Origin of the sequence: Solitalea canadensis DSM 3403, assembly GCF_000242635.2 — a bacterium.
GTDB lineage: Bacteria > Bacteroidota > Bacteroidia > Sphingobacteriales > Sphingobacteriaceae > Solitalea > Solitalea canadensis.
On the sequence record NC_017770.1, the window covers coordinates 5,029,263 to 5,049,386 of the forward strand.

The following is a 20,124-nucleotide window of genomic DNA, read 5'->3' on the forward strand; positions in this document are numbered from 1 at the left end:
TTTAAGATGATCAAACATCTCAACATAGTGATAAAAGGCAAAGTGCAAGGGGTTTATTATCGAGCATCTGCCAAAGAAGCTGCCGATAGAATGGGTGTAACCAGGTTTGTTGAAAATCAGAAAGAAGGTTCTGTTTACATTGAAGCAGAGGGGACTGATGAGCAACTTGAAGCTTTTATGAAATGGTGTAGAATAGGACCGGACAGGGCTGTAGTAACAACCGTTGACATAACAGAAAGTAATCTTGCAGATTTTAAAAGCTTTGAAGTTCGGAAAAAGAGTATTTTTGGCTTCTGAAAATTTATTATTCAACTCATAAAAGTTAGAATTATACCATTCACCTTTAATTAAGATAGTAGTTGTCAGTTTTTAAGAAATTTGTTGGCCAAACGGCTATCTATGGTTTAAGCAATATTGCTACCCGTATTCTCAACTTCTTTTTAACTCCTTTATATACCAATGTTTACGCTCCTGGTGTATATGGCGTTTTTACTCTTCTATATAGCTATGCTTCTATTCTGAATGCTGTATTAGCTTTTGGAATGGAAACCACTTATTTCCGTTTTCTAAGCAAGGAGAAGGATAAACAATTAGTCTACTCTAATTCATTTTGGGGTGTAACTGTAGTTGCTATTTTATTTCTGATACTGGGTCTTTCTGCTGCTGGTCCTATTGCGCTATGGTTACAAGGAGATAAAACAGGTATCGACTACAAACCCTTTGTTCAATACTTTGTATGGATATTATCCATTGATGCGATATGCGTAATTCCGTTTGCAAAACTGCGAGCTGATGAACGTCCTGTTAGGTATGCAGTAGTGAAAATTGCTAACATTGGTGTTTTCATTGGGCTAAACCTGTTCTTTATTCTTGTTCTTCCTGCAATAATTAAAAATCATGGTCCCGGCTACGATTTTTTTCATAAGTATTATCAGCCTAACTGGGTGGGATATGTATTTGTGTCTAATCTGATAGCTAGTATTGTTACATTAATATTGCTAATACCCGAGATTGCAAAAGTTCATTTCAGGTTTAATACGGCAATGTTTACCAACATGCTTAGTTATAGCTGGCCAATCCTGATTGCTAATATCTCCTTCATTATTAACGAAAATCTGGACAAAATACTTTTGGAGAGATATCTTCCGATCGAAATTAGTACACGTGATGTTGGTATTTATGGGGCCTGCTGTAAACTGGCTATTTTCATGAATATTTTTATTCAAGCATTCAGGTTAGGAGCAGAGCCTTTTTTCTTTAGTCATTCTAAAAATGAGAATGCGCCTCGTACATATGCTACCATCATGCATTATTTCATAATAGTAGTTTGTATGATTTTCGTCGGATTGATGGCCAATATTGATGTGTTGAAATATTTTATCGGACATAAATTTTGGGTCGGTTTGCCAGTGGTTCCAATTTTACTGTTTGCCTATGTATGTTTAGGAATTTATATGAACCTTTCAGTTTGGTATAAATTATCAGACCAAACCCGTTACGGATTTTACATCTCTGCAGTAGGAGCAGTCCTGACCATCCTATTAAATATCTTTTTTATAGCAAAATATAGTTACATGGCCTCTGCTTGGGCAAGCTTAATAGCTTATTTGGTAATGATGATATTGTCATATGTTCTCGGGCAAAAAAATTACCCGATTCCTTATGATTTGTCATCGGCACTTACCTATATAGGAGCCTCAGCAATAGTGGTAATCATTCTGTATTTCGGCTTTCATAACAATATCTTTGCAGGAAATATCCTTTTAATTGCTTTTCTTGGCTTTGCTTTTTATAGAGAGAAAGATAATTTTAAAAAACTAATCAAGCGACAAGCTTCCATTTAGGAGCATCATTGTTACCCGAAAATCGGTGTAATCAAATTATTAATCGATGTAAGCAAGTCAAATAATCAGAGTAATCATAAAAAAATATGCAGATCAAAGTAATCAATCAATCTACTAACCCTACTCCATCATATGAAACCGTAGCTTCTGCAGGAATGGATATTCGTGCATTTCTGGAAGATACAGTTGTTATTAAACCTTTTGAACGTCAATTAATTCCAACGGGTTTGTTTATGGAAATTCCGGTAGGTTATGAAGTTCAGATCCGTCCGAGAAGTGGCCTGGCATTAAAACACGGAATCACTGTTTTAAATTCTCCAGGAACAATTGATGCGGATTATCGCGGGGAAGTTAAAGTTTTATTGATAAATTTATCAGATAAACATTTCGAGATTAACAACGGTGATCGTATTGCTCAAATGATCGTAGCTAAACATGAACAGGCGGGATGGTTGGAGGTTGAAGTGCTTTCGACAACTGAGCGTGGTGCTGGTGGTTACGGACATACAGGTTTGCAATAAGCAAACTTTTAAGCAATAGTCTGGTTATTATTACGTTATTGCTAAGATGGGTTTTGAGAAGAGAATAATATTATCCTTTGCTTTAGCAGCTGTGGCGTCACAGGTTTCTTTCGGACAAAATTCGGGAGGTGGAAAACCTATGCGCAGTACCATGCTAGCTGCAAAGAGTCTTACTTCTTTAGATAGTGCTAAAGTAAAGTATTATTTCCTGAGTGGATTACGAGAAAAGACGCTAAGTAACACTAACGGAGCTATCCGTAATTTTCTGCTTTGCCTCGACCTTGACCCCACTAATGATGGTGCATACTATGAGCTCGCGATGGCGTATCAGGCACTTCAGCAGGATGATCAGGCACTAACCGCTATTGATAAAGCTATTCAATATAATAAAGAGCAGGTTTGGTATTATCAGCTTAAGGCCCAGTTGCAACAACAATTATCGTTTTTTGGGAAAGCTGCAGATACTTATGGCATGCTTACATTTCTTCGTCCAGAAAATGAGGAGTTTTATTTTGCTCAGGCTAATGCATTAGTTTTTGCTGACAAACTAGATGATGCATTGGCGCTGTATGGGAAAATAGAAAAGGAGTTTGGTTACAGCGATGAATTAGTACTACAGCGGCAACGCATTTACCTGAAAAGAGGTAATTTAACTGAAGCTGGAAAAGAAATAGAAGGATTAGTGAAGAAAAATCCTGACGAGGTGCGTTATTATTTGATGGCGGCTGAATTGTATGAGTCGAATAACTTAACTGATAAGGCTTATGAAAAATATCAGCAAGCATTAAAAATTGCACCAGATAATGGATTCCTCCATTTAGCTTTGGCGGATTATTATAAAGTTAAAGGAAATAAAGCAGCAGTTTTTGAAGAAGTAAAAAAAGCATTTGCTTCAGATGAAATTGACCTTGAGTCTAAAATCAGGATACTTTATAATAATTACGTTGACACAAACGAACAGAATATCAAATCCGAAGCTATAACGCTTTCCAATATTCTTATTGACAAATATCCTGCTGACCCGAAAGTTTATTCGATCAGGGGTGACTTTCTGTATTTGCTTGATAAGAAAAAAGAAGCGTGTGATCTTTATAAAAAAGCTTTGGCTGTAAACAAAACTAATTACCCTATTTGGGAGCAGTTAGCTCGTATACAACTTAGCTTAAATGATTTTAAAGCAACTGAAGCTACGTGTACTGAGGCCTTGCAATATTTCCCTGATAAGGTGTTATTGTATTTGTTTAATGGTATTGCTAAATCACAGAATGGCAACCCTACAGCAGCAATTGAAGCTTATAAGTCAGGGCTTTCTTATACGCAAGGAAATAAGGATCTTACAGCGCAGTTTTATGCAAACATGGGTGATACTTACCATGCGATGGGTAATTATCCGGAATCCGACAAAGCATACGAAAGTTCTCTTGCGTTAGATTACGATAATGCTTTGGTATTGAATAATTACGCATATTACTTAAGTTTGCGCGGCAAAGATCTTGTAAAAGCGGAACGAATGGCACGTAGAGCAAATCAGCTCGAACCTAATAATATTTCTTATGAAGATACATATGGATGGGTTTTGTATCGTTTAGGTCGTTATCAGGATGCCCGCATGTGGCTTGAAAAGGCGCTAAGTAATAATGTCTCCAAAAGCGCCACACTGGTTGAACATTATGGCGATATTCTTTTTAAGCTGGGAGATCGTGAGTCTGCTTTGTCATATTGGAAAAAAGCAAAAGAATACGGAAGTAAATCAGAGTTATTAGAACGAAAAATAAATGATCAAGCCTTACACGAATAAATTTCTCCTTATACTGGGCCTAACAGGGCTTCTTATCACTTCTTGTAGAGCAAAAAAAGAAATAGTTGAAACGGGACCTTTAAACAAAAAGGAACTTACTGAATCTGAAAAAGCTCGTCTGCGTTTTGAAAGTCAGGTTGATAGTGCTGAATTACCATTTGATTATTTTAGTGGTAAGGCAAAAGCTACTATCACCACCAATAATTTGGATAATAATGCAACAATAAACCTACGCATTAAAAAAGATGAAATAATTTGGGCATCGGTTTCGGCTTTTGGAATTGAAGCTGCACGCGCTTATATAACACCTGATAGTGTAAAAGTATTGGTAAGGTTAGGTAAAAATAACTACATCAATAAAGGTTTTGATTATATTCAGGATATGACAAATAAAAAAGTCGATTTTAAAACTTTACAGTCGATATTGGTTGGAAATAAACTTCGTAATTTCTCAGATCAGACTGACGACTTTAAAGTAGAGGATCTATTCTATATTTTAACGGGTGGAAAAGAAGGGCTTAGTTATAAGTTTAATTATAATAACCAGTTTAAGACTGATAATTTTGAGATCGAAAATAATACACCAGATCAGCATTTGAATGTTGGATACGGAAACTATGCTTCTTACAATTCACATTTGGTGCCTCTGGAAATATCTATATCTTCGCAAACAGGTGATAAAAAATTAGCTGTTTATCTTAAATACATTAAGGTTTCGGTTAACGAACCACTCGAATTTCCTTTTTCTGTACCTAAACGATTTAATTAAGCGAATAGAATGATGTTGCTTCAACATAGAAAGAATATTTACGGTGTATTATTATGTTTCATCCTGTCGGGGCTGTGTTCTTCTGTATTTGCTCAGTCGAGAACTGAATTAGAAAAAAAGAAAAAACAGTTAAACCAGGATATCGAATATACGAATAAGATATTACGTCAGACTCAACAGGAGAAAGCGGCTTCATTGAAGGGCTTGAGAGTATTAAATAGCCAGATTAACACACGTGAAAAGGTTATCGGTACAATCAATAAGCAAATTACGGTAATCACTGGTGAGATTGGCGAGAAGAACCGTAATATTTCTTCATTACAACAACAACTGGCACAGCTTAAAAAGGAGTATGCAAACATGGTGTTATTTGCATATCGTAATCAAAGTGCTTACAATAAATTAATGTTCATTTTTGCAGCTGAGGATTTCAATCAGGCCTACAAAAGAATGAAATATTTACAGCAGTTTGGAACGTACCGTCGTAAGCAGGCCGAATATATTGAGCGTACAAAAAAAGCATTGAACCTTAAGGTAATGGAGCTCAATTCAGATAAGAAAGAGAAAGGTACTTTATTAACTGAAGAGCAAAAGGAAAAACAAACACTAACAAAAGAGAAAGTTAAGCAAACACAAGTTGTAGGACAATTGCAAAGTCGGGAGAAAAATCTTCGTCAGGAAATTGCTAAGAAACAACGTGAAGCTCAAAAATTAAATAAGGCAATTCAAGATATTATCCGCAGGGAAATTGAAGAGGCTCGCAAAAAAGCGGAAGAAGAAGCTCGCCGTAAAGCAGATGCAGAAGCAAAAGCAAAAGGAACGACAGCTCCAACCACAACACCTAAAACTGCCAGTGGTTCTGCCGTGCTTTCTTCGACACCTGAGGCTGCCAAATTAACCGCAGATTTCGTAAGTAATCGTGGTCGTTTGCCTTGGCCGGTAGAAAAAGGGGTAATTGTTGAACGTTTTGGTGTTCATCCACACCCTGTTTTGGCAAAGGTTGAAGTAAACAATGATGGAATTGATATAAAGACTAATCCAGGAGCAGCAGCAAGAGCAGTGTTTGGTGGTGAAGTTATTGCAGTAACTTCTGTATTCGGAGAGTATGCAGTTATTATAAAACACGGTGAATACTTTACTGTGTATTCAAATCTACGGTCAGCTTCTGTATCGCGTGGACAAAAAGTGACTACTAAACAATCTATTGGTACTATTTCATCAGATGCGGAAGGAAATACTGAGTTAAACTTCCAGGTTTGGAAAGGACAAGTGAAGATGGACCCTGAATATTGGTTGGCAAACTAAGTTATTGTAACAATCGATTTTTGTTCATTCAATCTTCATTAAACTAGTTTAAGTTTGTAGCGCAAATGGGTTTTGAATATCAAAACCCATAAAAAATAATTATCGTATATTTGCAAAAAAAACAAAGAGATGTTAAGTAGCACTTTATTATTCCTGAACTTAGGTACACCTGAAATTATCCTAATCATGTTTGCGATCTTATTATTGTTTGGTGGCAAAAAACTGCCTGAGTTAGCTCGTGGTTTAGGAAAAGGTATTCGTGAATTCAAGGATGCTTCAAGCGGTATCAAACAGGAAATTGAAGACAGCATGAACAATCCTGAGCCTGCAAAAAAAGAACAGAAATAGTTCTTCCTTCATTCTTAATTCTTCCAGTTTAAAGATATCATTTTTTAGACCTTGCAATCGTATGATTCTTTAGCGGCTGTTCAAGCGGCTATCCACAGTGGAGCTATAACGCTCGGACATCTTGTAAATACTTATCTTGAACGCATTCAAGCTACAACTAACCTTAACGCTTTCGTTGAGGTTTTTGGCGATGAAGCAATTGAGTATGCCCGTATTATTGATAAAAAAATAAAAGATGGCAAAGCAGGAAAGCTTGCCGGAATGGTAATCGGTATAAAAGATAATATTTGCTATAAAGATCACCAGGTTACTGCTTCGTCAAAGATTCTGCAAGGTTTTACCTCCATTTATTCTTCCACCGTAGTAGAACGTTTATTAGCCGAAGATGCAATTATCATTGGACGCTTAAATTGCGATGAATTTGCGATGGGAGGCTCTAATGAAACTTCTGTGTATGGCCCTGTGCTAAATGCAGCTGATCATACAAAAATATCAGGAGGTTCCTCTGGAGGTTCGGCAGTTGCTGTTCAAGCGGATCTATGTTTGGCTGCTTTAGGAACTGATACGGGAGGATCTGTTAGACAACCAGCCTCATTCTGTGGTGTGATTGGCTTAAAACCTACTTATGGTCGAGTATCCAGACATGGTATTATTGCCTATGCCTCATCATTTGATCAGGTAGGTCCTATTACCAAATCAATTGAGGATGCTGCTTTGTTATTGGAAGTGATGGCCGGGAAGGATGATTACGATAGTACAGCATCTTCTGTACCTGTAGCGAATTACTCAGGAAACCTTGAATTTAAGGGTAAAGCACGTATCGCTTATTTAAGTGAAGCACTTAACAGCGAAGGCCTTGATCCGGAAATAAAGGCATCAATGCAACAAAACATTGATAAATTAAGAGCGGAAGGGCATGTTGTGGAGGAAGCACATTTTCCGTATTTGGATTACGTTGTTCCAACCTATTATATCTTAACAACTGCTGAGGCTTCTTCAAACTTGGCACGTTATGATGGCGTTCATTACGGTTATCGTAGTGATAAAGCTGTTGACCTTGAAACTACCTATAAAAAATCTCGTTCAGAAGGTTTTGGCTTAGAAGTAAAACGTCGTATCATGTTAGGCACATTTGTGTTGAGTGCTGGTTATTATGATGCTTATTATGCTAAAGCTCAAAAAGTTCGCCGTTTGATACAGGATAATTTAAATCAAATTCTTTCTCAGTACGACTTTATTTTATTGCCGAATGCTCCTACTACCGCATGGACATTAGGTGAAAAGATAAAAGATCCTGTGGTTATGTATCTTGAGGATATCTTTACGGTACAGGCTTCCCTGGCCGGATTGCCGGCAATTTCGGTTCCTGTAGCTGAACATTCTAATGGTTTGCCTATCGGAATGCAGCTGATTGGGAAAAAATTTGACGAGGGAAATCTTCTTTCTTTTTCAAAAACACTTTTAAATATTAATAAAAAAGCTTAATTTAAAGTAGCTGATGGTTAGTGCATTGAATTTTGAGGGTAAATTTCCTTCAAAATTTATTGTATTAAATGCAACAAAGGTTGCAAGTTCATCGTTTTACAATTTGTTTGTTACAGATAATTGTGTTGCAGGATGATTATCGATTGAATCTGATCAATATAAGAAGCGCCATTTTAGTTTTTCTAAACTGGTTGACATAAACAAATGAAATTACAGATGAAAAAAAGTTTACTTTCGCTATGCTTTTCAGTCGCTGCAGTTGCAGCTATGGCTGACGGAGGTGCAAAACCACTCATCAAGACATTTAAGCAGAATCCGCCAGGTGGCAAAGATTCACTTGAGGCACCTTTAATGGCTTCCGCAGCGCCGAAAACTCAAGACACTCTATTTGTTCTGCCTTCTGATCCTACCGAAATTCCTTACTACGAAAACCATATTTATAAACTTCGCTTAGACTCTATTAAGAGTGAGATCCCTATGGATTATAATGAATATGTGCAAAATCATATTGATTTATATGCATTTAAGCGTCGTGGATTGGTTTCGAGAATGTTGGGTGTAGGGAGATATTATTTCCCAATTTTCGAAAAATACCTGAAAGAAGAAGGACTTCCTGTCGAATTAAAATATTTACCTGTTATAGAATCTGCTTTAACTCCAACGGCTGTTTCACGTGTAGGAGCAACCGGTTTATGGCAATTTATGTATGGCACAGGTAAGATGTATGATCTGGATGTAAATTATTATGTTGATGAACGCAGAGATCCAGTGGCTTCAACAATTGCAGCGGTGCAGTTTCTAAGCGATCTTTTTGATCGTTATTCAGATTGGTTACTGGTAATTGCTGCCTATAATTGTGGTCCTGGCAACGTCGACAAGGCAATCAATAAAGCCGGAGGAAGTACTAATTTCTGGGATATCCGTCCTTTTTTACCTCGTGAAACGGCTAATTATGTTCCGGCCTTTATCGCTGCAACCTATGCAATGACCTATGCTCCTTTGCATAACATTGAAATGGCTGAAGCTACTTTTAATCTTGAAACAGATACAATTCTGGTAAATAAATCAGTTTCATTAGCTAAGATCGCTAATGTATTAAATGTTTCTGCTGAGGAGCTCAATTTGCTTAATCCGAAATATCGGAAACACGTTGTGAATGCAACTGCCAGCAATCCGCAAGAATTAGTCTTGCCTAAGAATGCTAAAGAATACTTTGCAAGTCTGAATACATCAATCCTTGATCAGGCTGTAGTTAAGTTAGCTTCTTTTAGCTCACGAGAACAACGCCAGCAAATCGATGATGAATTTGTTAGCCTTTTAAAGAATAAGAAAAGAAAATCTGCTATAACTTATTATAAAGTTCGCTCAGGTGATAATTTAGGCTCAATAGCTGCAAAGAACAAGTGTTCTGTTGCTGACCTAAAGTCATGGAATAACTTGCGTTCTAACCGAATTGTATCCGGACAACGATTAAAGGTTTATGGTTCAAAACAAGAGTTTTTAGCAAGTGTAAAGAAAAGTCAACCGAAAACTTATAAAGTAAGATCAGGCGATACTCTTTCAACCATTGCTGAGAAATTCAATGGGATGACCGTCGATAAGTTAAAAAAAATCAACAATATTAAGAATGCGAAAAGTATCAGACCAGGTACTGTTTTGCGTGTAAGTTAAGAGGTTTTATGTCCAATTTAGTTGATTAAAGAGATAAAGAGCCCGCCAAGGGCTCTTTTTTAATATTATAAACCAAACATCATTTCAGCCAAAGGCAATTATAAATTTTTAAAAAAATCAACTTATAAAATATTAAACTGTGATTTTTTAGATGATTTTATAATTTTGGCGATTCACTAAAAACACAAACAAATGAGTAAGATCACTCACAAACAGGATGCCCTTGATTACCACGCATTGGGTCGACCTGGAAAAGTAGAGGTAGTTCCAACCAAATCCACAAACTCTCAACGTGATTTATCATTGGCATATTCGCCAGGCGTTGCAGAGCCTTGTTTAAAGATCGCAGAAAATAAAGACGACGTTTATAAATACACTGCCAAGGGAAATCTTGTAGCCGTAATCAGTAATGGAACAGCCGTTTTAGGGTTGGGAAATATTGGTCCGGAAGCAGGAAAGCCTGTAATGGAAGGTAAAGGCGTATTATTCAAAATCTTTGCAGATATCGATGTATTTGACATTGAACTAAATGTAACAGATGTAGATGAGTTTGTACGTACAGTAAAAGCACTTGAACCAACTTTTGGAGGAGTTAATCTTGAAGATATTAAAGCCCCTGAGTGTTTTGAGATTGAGCGCAGACTAAAAGAAGAATTAAATATTCCTGTAATGCATGATGATCAGCATGGTACTGCGATCATTTCTGCTGCGGCATTGTTAAATGCGCTTGAATTACAGAAAAAGAAAATTGAAGAAGTAAAGATCGTTGTTTGTGGAGCCGGTGCTGCTGCAATGTCTTGTACTCGTTTATACGCGTCATTAGGAGCTCGTAAAGAGAACATCGTAATGACTGACAGTAAAGGTGTTATTCGCTCAGATCGTGCAGGCCTGGACGATGCTAAGAAGGAATTTGCCACCGATCGTCGTGATGTTTCATCGCTGGAAGATGCTATGAAAAACGCAGATGTATTCATTGGTCTTTCAACAGCAGGAACGGTTAATCCTGAAATGCTTAAAACAATGGCTAAAAATGCGATAGTTTTCGCAATGGCTAACCCTGATCCTGAAATTGGCTATGAACTTGCTGTCGAAACCAGAAATGATATTATCATGGCAACGGGTCGTTCGGATTATCCTAACCAGGTAAATAACGTATTAGGATTCCCTTACATTTTCCGTGGTGCATTGGATGTTCAGGCAACTCAAATTAATGAGGAAATGAAACTTGCTGCTGTTAAGGCAATTGCTGAATTAGCCAAGAAGCCTGTTCCTGAAACGGTGAATTTAGCTTATAACCAAAGTAATATCACTTTTGGTAAAGACTATATTATTCCGAAGCCGTTGGATATGCGTTTAATTACGCACGTAGCTCCGGCAGTAGCTAAAGCAGCTATTGAATCAGGAGTAGCTCGTAAGCCTATTACAGATTGGGAAGGTTATGTTGATAGCTTGAAAAAACGCTTAGGCCTTGACGATAAGTTGATGCGTAACATTGCCAGTCGTGCAAAATCACAACCTAAACGTGTTGTATTTGCTGAAGCTGACAATTACAAAATGTTGAAAGCTGCTCAAATTGTTAAAGACGAAGGTATTGCTGTTCCAATTCTTTTGGGAAATATTGATAAGATTAACCAAATAATTGAAGAACATAATCTTGATCTTAACGGCACTGTAATAATTGATCCTTTCAAAGAAGAAAAGAAATTGCAGGAATATGCTGAAATAATCTACAAAAAACGTCAACGCAGAGGTATCAGCTTAAGCGATGCCCGTAAGTTAGTACGTGATCGTAATTACTTTGGCTCTGTAATGGTTGAATTGGGTGATGCTGATGCAATGATTTCTGGTCTTACGAAGAGCTATAAAAATGTAGTAAAACCAGCATTGGAAGTTATCGGTACTCGACCTGGTGTAAATCGTGTAGCAGGTATGTACATGATGTTAGCTAAAAAAGGTCCTATCTTTTTTGCTGACACAACAGTTAATCTTGATCCTTCTGCGCAAGAAATTGTAGATATCACTTTATTAGTAAATGAAGCTGTAGAATCATTCAATATTAAACCTCGTGTCGCATTATTATCCTATTCAAACTTTGGTTCGAATGATGGTGTAACAGCGGTTAAAATGCGTGATGCAGCATCTATTTTACATAAAGGATATCCAGAAATGTTGGTTGATGGAGAGGTTCAGGCTAATTTTGCAATGAATGCAGATTTGATGAAAGCTAATTTTCCGTTTTCTCAATTAGCAGACGGGCCTGCCAATACATTAATCTTCCCAAATTTAGAGTCTGGAAATATTTCGTATAAACTATTACAAGAAGTGGGTGGAGCTGAAGCCGTTGGTCCTATTCTGTTAGGATTAAATAAGCCAGTGCACATATTGCAATTGGATAGTTCAGTAAGAGAGATTGTGAACATGGTAACAATTGCTGTTGTAGACGCCCAGCAACGTCAACAAGCAGGTAAATAACCCATATCCTTTTTATAAAATCCGGTAGTTAATAAGGATTCTTTAGTAAGAATCCATAAATTAGCTACCGGTTTTGTTTTATAAATTACTCTTCCGAAGTAACTTTAGTGTCTACATTTGAGTATAAATCATTTGATTTACAGTTAATAAAATATATTATTAGAAATTATTACAATCACTACGTATGATTGCTTACATACATGGAAAGGTGGCTTTTAAATGCCCTACTTACGTAATTATTGAAACTGCTGGAGTAGGCTATCAAATTCATATTTCTTTAAATACCTATTCAAAGATTCCTGATAGTACATCAACAGGAGGGCTTTATAAACTGCATACTTATTTGAGTATTAAAGAGGATGCGCATACACTTTATGGTTTTGCTGATGAAGGGGAAAAACGATTATTTATTCACTTAATTTCAGTTTCGGGTATTGGTCCTAATACAGCTCGAATGATGCTTTCATCAATAACACCACAAGAGATTGAACAAGCTATTGCTAATGGAGATGTTCCGCAAATTCAACGAATAAAAGGAATTGGTCCCAAATCAGCTCAACGTTTGGTTTTGGAACTACAAGATAAATTGAAGAAAGAAGTTGGAAATTCATTGATTGCTATTCCTCAAAATAACAGTATCAGAGATGAAGCATTAACAGCTCTTGTTATGTTGGGGTTTGTTAAAAATACTGCTGAAAAAGTTGTTGATAGCATATTAAAACGTACAGATGATCTTACGGTTGAAGGATTAATCAAAGAATCGTTAAAGAATCTTTAATGATTTTATCAAACTACTATTTTCAACACTAGAAAAACTTGAGACCAAAACATTTACTAAGTACATTTTTTATACTGCTGCTAATTGTAGTTGCCGGGGAAACGAGTATGGTGCTTGCACAAACTACAAATCCTCCACAAAAGAGTGCTGATACAGTTAAACTTAGGTACCCTCTTAAGGAAAAGAATGATGTTTTAAATCGTTTTGACAATATAATGGGGTTAAAAGACCCTGCAAATGTGGTAAGACGAGTTGAGTATGATCCAGTAACTAACACCTATGAAATTACTGAGACTATTGGGGGACGCTTGTATCGATTACCTCAAAAACTAACTTTTGACGAGTACAAGAAATATGTTCTTGAAGAATCGAAGAAGAATTATTGGTTACAAAAGACAGGACAGTTAAATAATATTGTTCAAAACCGCGGCCTTGTACCCAAACTCAATATTAACAGTAAAACATTCAATGATTTATTTGGTGGAAATTTTATTGATATCAGACCTCAAGGATTTGCTGAAGTAAGCTTGTCAACCCGTTTCAGCAAAAATGAAAACCCACTTTTTAATACTCGCCAACGAAAACAAACCAGTCTGGATTTTGATGAACGTTTACAAATCAATCTTATTGGACAAATTGGCGAAAAGTTAAAGATCAACACCAATTTTAATACCCAAGCTCAGTTTGATTTCGAGAATCAGATAAAATTTGAATACACAGGTAAAGAAGATGAAATTGTAAGAAAAGTTGAGGTTGGTAATGTAAGTCTTCCTATTGCCGGAACATTGATTAGTGGAAGCCAGAGTTTATTCGGGCTAAAAACCCAGTTGCAATTTGGCCGCTTAGGAGTTACCGGGGTGTTCTCGCAGCAACGCAGCGAAATGAAGGAGATCAACATTACGAGTGGAGCACAAGAGAATGAGTTTAATATTCAAGTTGATAATTATGAAGCCAATAAACACTTCTTCTTAGCCCAGTTTTTTAGAAACCAATATAACTTGGCATTATCACGACCTCCAATTGTTAACTCAGCAGTAGTGATAAATAAGATTGAGGTGTGGGTTACCAACAAAACAAATAATAATGCTGATTCAAGAGACGTTTTGGCATTCCTGGATTTAGGTGAAAATGCCCCTTATAATACAGCTCAATTTATTGGAGGGGGCTCTGTTCAACCATCGGCCTATAACGTAGGTGGAAACCCGCAGTCTAACAACTTATTGTCGACAATTCCTGCACAGTCTCGCTTTACCAAAGACAATACGATCAGTACTTATTTTCAGTCTACAGGAAGTACAGATAATTATGCAAAACTTACTTATGCACGTAAGCTTAATGATCGAGAATATAAATTTGATCCTGTTTTAGGTTATGTTTCACTTAACCAGCCATTAAATAACGATGAGGTTTTAGCAGTTGCTTACCGATATACATATTTAGGAAGAGAGTATCAGGTGGGAGAGTTTTCTACAGACGTTCCTCAGGATCCTAATAATCCGGTGGTACTTTATGTAAAACTTTTAAAGAATGAGTTGTTGAAAGTTAAGTTACCAACCTGGGACTTGATGATGAAAAACATTTACAGTCTGAACGCCTATCAGGTTAGCCCTGATAACTTCCGATTAAATGTGATACGTTTGGATGAGAAATCAGGTGTAGAACAGCCGGTAATGCCAGAAGGTGCCAGAACACGTGGTAAAACCTATTTGCAATTGGCTAACCTCGATCGCATTAATACTCAACAAAATAATGAGCCTGATGGTATTTTCGACTTTATAAATAACGTCACCATAGATCCTGCAAATGGACGAATTATATTTCCCGTTGTAGAACCTTTTGGAACAGACTTAAAAGCTCAGTTTTTACCAAGCGAACAGGATTTAATTGATAAGTACGTTTATCAACCTTTGTATGATTCAACACGATTTGTTGCCCAACAATTTCCGGCATTAAACAGGTATTATATTAAAGGTATTTATAGATCGAGTGTAAGTTCAGAGTTCAACTTAAATGCAATCAACGTTCCGCAAGGGTCTGTCATATTAACAGCCGGTCCTACTCAAATGATTGAGGGTGTTGACTACACCGTTGATTATAATTTAGGTAGGGTGAAAATTTTGAATGAAGCCTTGTTAAACTCTGGGATGCCAATTAAGATCAAACTGGAGAGTACAGAATTGTTCGGAATCCAATCGCGAACAATGATGGGGGCCCGCTTAGATTATAATGTTAATGACAAGCTGAATTTGGGAGGAACTATCCTTAACCTTACAGAAAGACCATTAACTCAAAAGGTAAACATCGGCGACGAATCTATCTCAAATACAATTTATGGTTTTGATGCGAACTACAGATCCGAGTCTAAATTTTTGACACGACTTGTTGACAAGTTGCCATTCATTTCCACCAAAGAACCATCTTCAATTAGTTTTAACGGAGAGTTTGCTCATTTTATGCCAGGTCACGCAAAGGCATTAAATATTGCTGGTGATGAAGGTGGTGTTTCCTATTTGGATGATTTTGAAACCACCCGTGCTATAATTGATTTAAAAAACTACAATAACTGGTTTATTTCCGGAACTCCAATTGTATTACCTGAGGGAGGATTAAATAATGATCTAGCTGCAGGATATAACAGGGCTTTGTTAGCATTCTACACAATTGATCCTATTTTTTATGCCACCAGTAATAATACAACTCCTTCAAATATCAGAGGAAATAAGGAGGAATTATCTAATCCTTATGTTAGGGAGGTAACCGAGCAAGAGGTATTTCCTAATAAGCAATCAGTTACAGGAACACCGTTGCTTTTGCCAACCTTTGACATGGCATTTTATCCTCAAAAACGAGGTCCATATAACTATACCACTACCGGATTATTGCCAGATGGAACACTAACAAATCCACAAAGCCGTTGGGGTGGTATGTTCAGAAAGCTTGAACAAAATGATTTTCAGGCACTGAACGTTGAGTATATTGAATTCTGGGTGATGGATCCTTTCTTAGGTAATCCTAATTCAGCGGGTGGAGACCTATACTTCAACTTAGGTAGTATTTCTGAAGATATTTTAAAAGATGGATCCAAGAGTGTTGAAAATGCATTGCCGGCAAGTGGTGATACTTCGCAGATCGCTTATACCAATTGGGGAGCTGTAGGTAAAAATCAACCGGTAACACAGGCATTTGATAATGACCCTAGTGCACGTCAGCGCCAAGATGTTGGCTTGGATGGATTGAGTTCCACTGATGAGCAGAACTTTTTTCAACCTTATCTGAATCAATTACGAAGCGTACTTCCTGCAGGATCTCCAGCATTGCAACAAGCAGAAAGCGATCCTTCTAATGATGATTTTGTTTATTTCAGAGGCCCGCAGTTGGATGCTGCGAATGCGCTAATTTTACAGCGTTATAGTAGATTTAACGGTACTGAGAGTAATTCAAAAACGGCTCAACAGGCACAGGCCGCTTTAGGTATTGAGAATGCTGCATCTACCCCGAATCCTGATGGCGAAGATATCAATCGGGATAATAACATGAGTACGGCTGAAGAGTACTTTGAGTATAAAGTTTCCATTCGTCCAAATGATATGGTGGTAGGTCAAAACTTCCTGAATGATAAAGTTATCACGAATGTGAAACTGGCAAACGGGCAAGTTCAACCAACTACATGGTATCAGTTTCGTATTCCTGTATCTTCTTTTGATAGAGCTGTTGGTAGTATCCAGGATTTTAAATCTATCCGTTTTATAAGGATGTATATGACTGGTTTTGCTGATTCGGCTATTATGCGTTTTGCAAAGCTTCAGTTGGTACGGGGAGAGTGGAAAGAATATAATCCTGAAAATACGGCATTGTTAGCATTGAAAGAACCAGAAGTGCCCCCAGGAAGTGTTGATAACTCCACTTTAAACCTTGCGGCTATTAACCTCGAAGAAAATGGTAATCGTCAACCAATTCCATATGTATTACCACCAGGAATTGAACAACAACAAGTTCAAGGGGTTTATCGTGAAAATGTTCGTTTGAATGAGCAATCATTAGTTGTAAAAGTTCAAAATCTTGCAGATGGATTTGCGCGTGCAACTTATAAAACGCTTAATTATGATTTTCGTTCCTATAAGCGCTTAAAAATGTTTATCCATGCAGAAGGAACGTTGGCCAATGGGGATGTTCGTGCTATTATTCGTTTGGGTACTGATTATGATCAGAACTATTATGAATATGAAATCCCATTGAATATTACACCGCCGGGATCGACCAATGCGAATGTGATATGGCCTTCGGAGAATAATTTGGATGTAGCTTTTGAGGAACTTCAAAATTTGAAGAAAGAGCGTAATGCTAAGAACTGGCCTATAAATCAGCCTTTCCCTGGGCTTGATCCATCTGATAACACAAGGAAGTCTCGCGTTACAATTGTAGGACAACCTGATTTGAGTAAGACTAAGGTAATGATGCTGGGTATCAGAAATCCTTACGCTCCAACCAATCCCAACTTTGATGATGGATTGGCTAAATCTGCAGAAATCTGGTTTGATGAATTGCGCATTGCAGATTTCAAAGAGGAAGGTGGTGTGGCGATGACGGGTGTGCTGAATGCAAAACTTGCAGATTTTGCAACGGTGAACTTAGCAGGAAGCATGAGTACTTTTGGATTTGGATCATTAGATAGGAAAGTAAGCCAGGTGAATCGAACGAAGAATTCAACTTATGATATTTCTTCGAATATTGAGTTAGGTAAATTCTTGCCAAAGAAGGCTAATTTCTCCATTCCAATGTATATTTCGTATGCCAGGGATACAAAAAAACCTGAATATAGTCCGATTTCGCCTGATTTGTTGTTAAATGATGTGTTAAATTCCTTAACTCCTACCAAGCGGGATTCATTGGAAAGTATCGTTAATGATGTGACTACTCGTAAGAGTATCAATTTTACCAATGTTCGTAAGAATAGAGGTGCGGAAGATAAAGTGCATTTCTACGATATTGAGAACTTCAACTTTACATTTGCACATACTCAATTTAAAAACCGCTCTTATACGGTTGAAAATAATGAAGTGAAGACCTATAAAGCTATCATTGCTTACAACTACCAGAAGGAATCGCGTAATGTGAAGCCTTTTAATAAGTTGTTTAAAAAAGGCTGGAGTATCTTCAAGGATATTAATATGAATTTGGCTCCTCAAGTGGTGGATGTGCAATTCATGCTTGACAGGTATTATAATGAGAGCACCTATCGGGCAACAGAAGAAACGTCTTATTTTATCGCTCCAAGTACATTTAATAAATCGTACTACTTAACGGGTATTTATAACATTGGTTGGGACATGAGTTCTGCTTTACGTGTGGATTACAGCGCACGTAGTCTTGCATCAGTTGATGAACCTTCAGGGCCAATAACATCTCATGTACGTGATTCAATCCGTAGTAATCTTTTTCAATTTGGTCGACCTGTTGAGTTTAGTCAACGTATTGGTCTGACTTATAATGTGCCGATGAATCGTATTAAACCATTAAGTTGGACCACTTTCAGTGTGCGATATGCGGTTGATTATAGCTGGCGATCAGAACCATTGTCAACATTGTTGAGTGATACGGCAAGATTTGGTAACTCTATTCAAAATGCCAGAACCACCCAATTTACGGGACAGTTGAATTTTGCGCAGTTATTTGGAAAGATCAAATTTTTAAAAGATCCAGATCCAAAAGAATTTGAGGCAGGAGATATTTATCGGGGCATGCTTACAATGATCAAGAATGTGAGTGGAACCTATTCGGTTGGAGATGGAACCTTTTTGCCAGGATATTTACCAACTACTAATATTTTTGGTTCAACTCCTGGATTGGGTTTTATGTTGGGTAGTCAACGCGATATTCGTTATGAGGTGGCTAGTAAAGGCCAGTTAACAACCTACTCCAACATGAATAGTTTGTATGTGCAGAATAAGAAAGAAGATTTAAATTATCGTGCAATTATTGAACCTGTGAAAGATTTCAGGATTGAATTATCAGGAACACGAGGTAAAACGATTAATGAGCAATCTAATTTCCGATTTGATACGTTTACTAATCAATTCCAGGAGTTCAGTCCTGTAACCACTGGTATGTTTAGCATTAGTACAATTTCTCTGAGTACATCTTTTGAGTCTGAAAACGGAATTGACAATATATCGTCAACATTTACTCAATTTCAGGAAAACCGAAAAATAATTTCACAACGGTTGGGTACTGCAAACCCAAATTCCAACCCCGATTCAACAGATAGACAAGGATATGCAGATGGATATGGAAGAAGTCAACAAGATGTGGTGGTAAATGCATTTTTATCAGCTTATTTGCGTAAAGACCCTAACTCAATGTCTTTGAAAACATTTGGTAGTTTCCCTTTGCCTAACTGGAGAATTACGTATAACGGTTTAACTAAAATACCATTCATTGCTGAGGTCTTTTCATCAGTTAATCTTAATCATTCATATCGCTCGGTATATACTATTACTAGTTTTACCTCATTGCTGGCTTATGAACAACAAAGTGGAGCTGCATACAGTAGAAATGTAACCCGCGATGTAAATAATAACTTAAACTTTTTGCCTGAGTATCAAATGGGCTTTATTACTTTGTCTGAGGATTTTCTGCCGCTGATTGGTCTTGATATGAAGTTTAAAAATAATATGACAGCGAATTTTGAGTTCAGAAAGAGTCGGTTGTTAAGCTTAAGTTTGGCTAACTCACAAATGTCGCAGTTGAAAGATAATCAGGTTGTTTTTGGTTTAGGTTATCGTACCCAGAAGTTTAAGCTTCCATTCAGAATAGGGAATCTAAACACCACTAATAACGATCTGAACTTTAGACTAGATTTCGCGCTGCGCGGCAATAAAACAATTATTTATCAGTTAGATAATGCAGTGGCTCAAGTTGCAGGTGGAACAACAACACTTTCGTTACGACCTTCAGTCGATTATATAATCAACCAGCGTTTTAACTTTAGATTATTTGTCGACAGAAATGTGACTAAGCCTGAGACTTCCAACACCTATAAAACTTCTTACACAAACGTAGGAGTTGGACTTCGACTGACATTATAGATTTTCTTATTAAAAAAAGAACTGTACTTTTGGGACACTAAAAAAATA

General features: G+C 37.1%; 12 protein-coding genes. All 12 read left to right on the forward strand.

The window, feature by feature from the left end; genetic code table 11:
* Nucleotides 1–6 precede the first annotated feature (6 nt).
* The 12 genes from SOLCA_RS21260 (at nucleotide 7) to sov (ending at nucleotide 20,076) form a co-directional block, all read left to right on the forward strand.
* Complete coding sequence (locus tag SOLCA_RS21260; RefSeq protein ID WP_014682550.1) at nucleotides 7–297, forward strand: acylphosphatase; 291 nt, start codon at nucleotides 7–9, stop codon at nucleotides 295–297.
* A gap of 62 nt (nucleotides 298–359) precedes the next feature.
* Nucleotides 360–1,844 (forward strand): lipopolysaccharide biosynthesis protein, encoded by a 1,485-nt coding sequence (locus SOLCA_RS21265; RefSeq protein WP_014682551.1) that lies wholly within the window; start codon nucleotides 360–362, stop codon nucleotides 1,842–1,844.
* Nucleotides 1,845–1,930: 86 nt separating this feature from the next.
* On the forward strand, nucleotides 1,931–2,365 hold the full coding sequence (dut, locus tag SOLCA_RS21270; RefSeq protein WP_014682552.1) for a dUTP diphosphatase: 435 nt from the start codon (nucleotides 1,931–1,933) through the stop codon (nucleotides 2,363–2,365).
* Nucleotides 2,366–2,411: 46 nt separating this feature from the next.
* The gene (locus tag SOLCA_RS21275) at nucleotides 2,412–4,163 is read left to right on the forward strand and encodes a tetratricopeptide repeat protein (protein WP_014682553.1); all 1,752 of its coding nucleotides are present in this window, start codon (nucleotides 2,412–2,414) and stop codon (nucleotides 4,161–4,163) included.
* Nucleotides 4,141–4,932, forward strand: coding sequence for a DUF4292 domain-containing protein (locus SOLCA_RS21280; RefSeq protein ID WP_014682554.1), 792 nt, complete (start codon nucleotides 4,141–4,143; stop codon nucleotides 4,930–4,932). The genes SOLCA_RS21275 and SOLCA_RS21280 overlap by 23 nt, the downstream gene beginning before the upstream one ends.
* A gap of 9 nt (nucleotides 4,933–4,941) precedes the next feature.
* The gene (locus SOLCA_RS21285) at nucleotides 4,942–6,237 is read left to right on the forward strand and encodes a murein hydrolase activator EnvC family protein (RefSeq protein ID WP_245536734.1); all 1,296 of its coding nucleotides are present in this window, start codon (nucleotides 4,942–4,944) and stop codon (nucleotides 6,235–6,237) included.
* 129 nt (nucleotides 6,238–6,366) lie between these two features.
* Entirely contained in the window at nucleotides 6,367–6,585 is a 219-nt protein-coding gene (locus SOLCA_RS21290) for a Sec-independent protein translocase subunit TatA/TatB (protein ID WP_014682556.1), read from the forward strand.
* A gap of 51 nt (nucleotides 6,586–6,636) precedes the next feature.
* Nucleotides 6,637–8,070 (forward strand): Asp-tRNA(Asn)/Glu-tRNA(Gln) amidotransferase subunit GatA, encoded by a 1,434-nt coding sequence (gatA, locus tag SOLCA_RS21295; RefSeq protein WP_014682557.1) that lies wholly within the window; start codon nucleotides 6,637–6,639, stop codon nucleotides 8,068–8,070.
* Between the two features lie 216 nt (nucleotides 8,071–8,286).
* On the forward strand, nucleotides 8,287–9,741 hold the full coding sequence (locus SOLCA_RS21300; protein ID WP_169313294.1) for a lytic transglycosylase domain-containing protein: 1,455 nt from the start codon (nucleotides 8,287–8,289) through the stop codon (nucleotides 9,739–9,741).
* A gap of 192 nt (nucleotides 9,742–9,933) precedes the next feature.
* Entirely contained in the window at nucleotides 9,934–12,213 is a 2,280-nt protein-coding gene (locus SOLCA_RS21305; protein WP_014682560.1) for an NADP-dependent malic enzyme, read from the forward strand.
* 184 nt (nucleotides 12,214–12,397) lie between these two features.
* Nucleotides 12,398–12,991 (forward strand): Holliday junction branch migration protein RuvA, encoded by a 594-nt coding sequence (ruvA, locus tag SOLCA_RS21310; protein ID WP_014682561.1) that lies wholly within the window; start codon nucleotides 12,398–12,400, stop codon nucleotides 12,989–12,991.
* A 38-nt stretch (nucleotides 12,992–13,029) separates the two neighbouring features.
* On the forward strand, nucleotides 13,030–20,076 hold the full coding sequence (gene sov / locus SOLCA_RS21315; RefSeq protein WP_042480346.1) for a T9SS outer membrane translocon Sov/SprA: 7,047 nt from the start codon (nucleotides 13,030–13,032) through the stop codon (nucleotides 20,074–20,076).
* Nucleotides 20,077–20,124 lie beyond the last annotated feature (48 nt).

Excerpts from the sequence above, each read along its gene's own strand:
- dut (WP_014682552.1), top strand. The coding sequence starts at position 1,931 with ATGCAGATCAAAGTAATCAATCAATCTACTAACCCTACTCCATCATAT.
- SOLCA_RS21260 (WP_014682550.1), top strand. The coding sequence starts at position 7 with ATGATCAAACATCTCAACATAGTGATAAAAGGCAAAGTGCAAGGGGTT.
- SOLCA_RS21280 (WP_014682554.1), top strand. The coding sequence starts at position 4,141 with ATGATCAAGCCTTACACGAATAAATTTCTCCTTATACTGGGCCTAACA.
- SOLCA_RS21275 (WP_014682553.1), top strand. The coding sequence starts at position 2,412 with ATGGGTTTTGAGAAGAGAATAATATTATCCTTTGCTTTAGCAGCTGTG.
- ruvA (WP_014682561.1), top strand. The coding sequence starts at position 12,398 with ATGATTGCTTACATACATGGAAAGGTGGCTTTTAAATGCCCTACTTAC.
- SOLCA_RS21305 (WP_014682560.1), top strand. The coding sequence starts at position 9,934 with ATGAGTAAGATCACTCACAAACAGGATGCCCTTGATTACCACGCATTG.
- SOLCA_RS21285 (WP_245536734.1), top strand. The coding sequence starts at position 4,942 with ATGATGTTGCTTCAACATAGAAAGAATATTTACGGTGTATTATTATGT.
- SOLCA_RS21290 (WP_014682556.1), top strand. The coding sequence starts at position 6,367 with ATGTTAAGTAGCACTTTATTATTCCTGAACTTAGGTACACCTGAAATT.
- SOLCA_RS21300 (WP_169313294.1), top strand. The coding sequence starts at position 8,287 with ATGAAAAAAAGTTTACTTTCGCTATGCTTTTCAGTCGCTGCAGTTGCA.